This is a genomic window from Thermorhabdus hydrogeniformans (genome assembly GCF_049310025.1).
GTDB lineage: Bacteria > Bacillota > Thermosediminibacteria > Thermosediminibacterales > Tepidanaerobacteraceae > JBJYKD01.
The window spans coordinates 1-242 of sequence record NZ_JBJYKD010000269.1; the positions used below are offsets into that span (position 1 = coordinate 1).

Below are 242 nucleotides of genomic sequence, written 5' to 3' on the forward strand. Positions count from 1 at the left end.
TCGCCCGGGAATCTCTCCGTCATGCCGATCTGGAAATCGGACGGGCAGCGCTCGATGCCGCGCGTGACGCGCACCTCAGTCCAGCCGGAGAGCTCTCGGCCGCCGACCGTCAGGATCAGTTCTTCCACGGATGCCTACTTCGAGAGCGCCTGGAACGACACCGGCATGAAGGCCGGGTGCCGCGGATCGGCCTGAATCACCAGCTCGTCGGCACGCTCCGAGTCCCGGTACACGCGCTGAGC

General features: G+C 66.9%; 1 protein-coding gene. It reads right to left on the minus strand.

The window, feature by feature from the left end; all coding sequences use genetic code 11:
- A partial coding sequence (locus ACKX14_RS16395) for a phage baseplate assembly protein (RefSeq protein ID WP_422449499.1) occupies window positions 1-128 on the minus strand: 128 nt, incomplete at its 3' end.
- Window positions 129-242: the final 114 nt, after the last annotated feature.